Raw genomic sequence first — 2,738 nt, 5'->3', positions numbered from 1 at the left:
GTTATAACGACTCCAAGAAAACTGACCTAGCACCCGGCACGCTCTCAGTTTCCAATGCAGTTCTTGACTATTCGTCAGGTTATAGACCTGAGCCGCCCTCCGCGAACTCATGTTCTCAGCTGAGAACACATCTTGTTTGGCCATTTTTTGCGACAGCGAACAGCCTGACCTTTTCGTGGGTAATTGCCTTTTCTGCTTGGATCGCGTTAACCTATCATTAACTTTAAAGTTGTTGACGACTCACAACGATACGGTCATTCTGACGCTCAATCCGATTATTTTCCTTGTTGAGCGATTTTAATGATCCACAGCGCCAATGCCACTAATGTCAAGCAATCCGTAGAAAAGTCGTTAACTCGGCTTATTGAAGCGGACGCCGACACACTGAGCGCCCAGCTTCAACACCTTCGCGCACGCGCATTCCCGCCGACAGCACAGAAAGAGTTACGTAAATTTGCTCCGGGCGAGGCAGCAAAGCTGATTGGAATCAGCGACGTCTATCTTCGCACTCTCGTAAACGACGGTGTTATCGGAGACGCGGAAAAGAACGCCGCTGGTAGGCGCCTCTATTCCTTGGAGCAAATCCATGCTATCCGGCATCACTTGAGTAATAATAAAAAGAGCTATGACCAACGCCGTAGGGAAGACGATCGACTTCAGGTAATAGCTGTTACTAATTTCAAAGGTGGCTCAGGCAAAACCACTACAGCTGCACATTTAGCGCAGTACTTTGCACTTCGCGGTTATCGTGTTCTAGCCGCAGATCTAGATCCTCAGGCGTCATTGTCTGCTTTATTTGGAATACAGCCGGAATTTGATCTCGAGCCTAACGAGACGCTTTACGGTGCAATCAGGTATGATGAAGCTCAACGGTCTCTCAAAAGCATCATTAAAACTACATATTTCAGCGGTCTCGATATCGTACCCGGTAATCTCGAGTTGCAGGAATTCGAACACGAAACTCCTCGCGCCTTAACATCAGCGTCGAGATCAACTGACAAATTGTTTTTCACACGAGTAGCATCCGCGCTGAAAAGTGTGGAAGACGACTATGACATCGTGGTTCTCGATTGCCCCCCTTCGCTTGGTTACCTGACCCTGTCGGCACTCTGTGCCGCAACTTCGGTGCTTGTAACAATTCATCCCCAAATGCTCGATGTAGCATCTATGAGTCAATTCTTGCACATGACCGCTGGCCTTTTTGATGTTGTTGAAAGAGCAGGAGGCAATGCGAACTATGACTGGTTTCGCTATGTGCTTACTCGTTACGAACCAAACGACGGCTCCCAGTCGCAGATCGCGGGCCTTCTTAAAGGACTATTCGGAGACCGGGTATTAACTAACTCGATGGTCAAGTCCGCCGCGATATCAGACGCGGGAATTACGAAACAGACTCTTTATGAGGTCGGCAGAGAAAACTTTCACCGGCAAACGTATGATCGTGCGATCGAAGCTCTCGACGCCGTCAATCATGAACTCGAAGAACTAGTGAGAGATGCGTGGGGTAGAAAATGAACAAGCGCCGTGATGCTTTACGAGATTTTCTAACACCGATTACGACTAACCATGAGTTCTCAGCTGAGAACACACCCAGACGGCCGCAGGTGTCTTCGGGCGCATTGCAAAGCATGAATGATGCCATCACCGGCCTTTCGAATGAAGCTGACGAACTCCGCAAGGCGCTAGCCGATGGCCAAGCTATTGTAGAACTCGATGCAAATCTTATTGATGCATCCTTTGTCAAAGATCGCCTCGATGAGCATACAGGCGCGGAATTTGACGCTTTATTGAATAGCATTCAGGAGAATGGGCAGGCAGTACCTGTGCTTGTAAGGCCAAATCCTGATCAACCCGGCCGTTATCAACTGGCTTACGGACATCGGCGCGTTGCGGCACTTAAACAGCTTGGCATAAAAGTTAAATCGTTCATTCGAGACCTATCCGACGACGAGTTGATTATAGCGCAAGGTAACGAAAACCTTGAACGCAAAGATCTCAGTTTTATTGAGAAAGCATTATTTGCTCGGCGCCTGGAAGATCGTGGAACGACGAGAGCGGTGATCATGGCGACGTTCGGTACCTCATCCAGAGGCGTTTTGTCCGAAATGATTGCATTGGCACGAAAGTTACCTGAAGAACTCATACAGGCTATTGGCGCAGCGCCAGGTATTGGACGCCCGAGATGGGATTCGATGGCTACACTGCTAGCCAATAAGCCTAACGCGTTCGAAACCTTTCTTCGAAACGAAACTCTGCACACTCTAAATAGCACCGAACGCTTTGAAGCGATCTTCGCGTCGCTTAAGCAAGCGAACAAAGTATCAACAAACACAGTTGATCATACGTGGCGTTCTGATGACTCACAGTTGAGAGCAGTTATCAAATCCAAGCCTAAAGGATATGCTGTCGAGTTCTCAGAGCCTGAAGGAAAAGCGTTTGGAGCGTGGATATCGGATAATATGAAGCGCTTATATGAAGAATATAAGGACAGTAAAAAGCCCAACTAGGAGACTTAGCAAAAGAAAAAGGCCCCCAAACGTTACCGTCGTGGAAGCCTCTCTCAAAGTTCTAGCAGACTGAGAATCGCATTTCCCCGAATCGGTGTCAAGAGTCGTAAGCGTCTTTTTGGCGGGTGGATTTCTTTTGCCTTTTGAAAGGTGAAGGGAATGCAAATTCTGAAGACTGACACGTCCGCGTTTTGTGGGCGAATGAAGATGTTTGCCCAGAATTCTGAGCGG

At 48.2% G+C, this 2,738-nt stretch carries 2 protein-coding genes; both read left to right on the top strand.

Translation table 11 applies throughout. The features are described 5' to 3' along the window. Window positions 1-300 precede the first annotated feature (300 nt). On the top strand, window positions 301-1,515 hold the full coding sequence (gene repA / locus HWD97_RS24030; RefSeq protein WP_371835785.1) for a plasmid partitioning protein RepA: 1,215 nt from the start codon (window positions 301-303) through the stop codon (window positions 1,513-1,515). Next, window positions 1,512-2,507, top strand: a complete 996-nt coding sequence (gene repB, locus HWD97_RS24025) for a plasmid partitioning protein RepB (RefSeq protein ID WP_371835784.1) — start codon at window positions 1,512-1,514, stop codon at window positions 2,505-2,507. The genes repA and repB overlap by 4 nt, the downstream gene beginning before the upstream one ends. Window positions 2,508-2,738: the final 231 nt, after the last annotated feature.

The sequence above is a fragment of the Ochrobactrum sp. C6C9 genome (assembly GCF_022627935.1).
GTDB lineage: Bacteria > Pseudomonadota > Alphaproteobacteria > Rhizobiales > Rhizobiaceae > Brucella > Brucella teleogrylli.
Note: the sequence above shows the minus strand (reverse complement) of the source record. Positions and strands in the feature narration are given on the sequence as shown.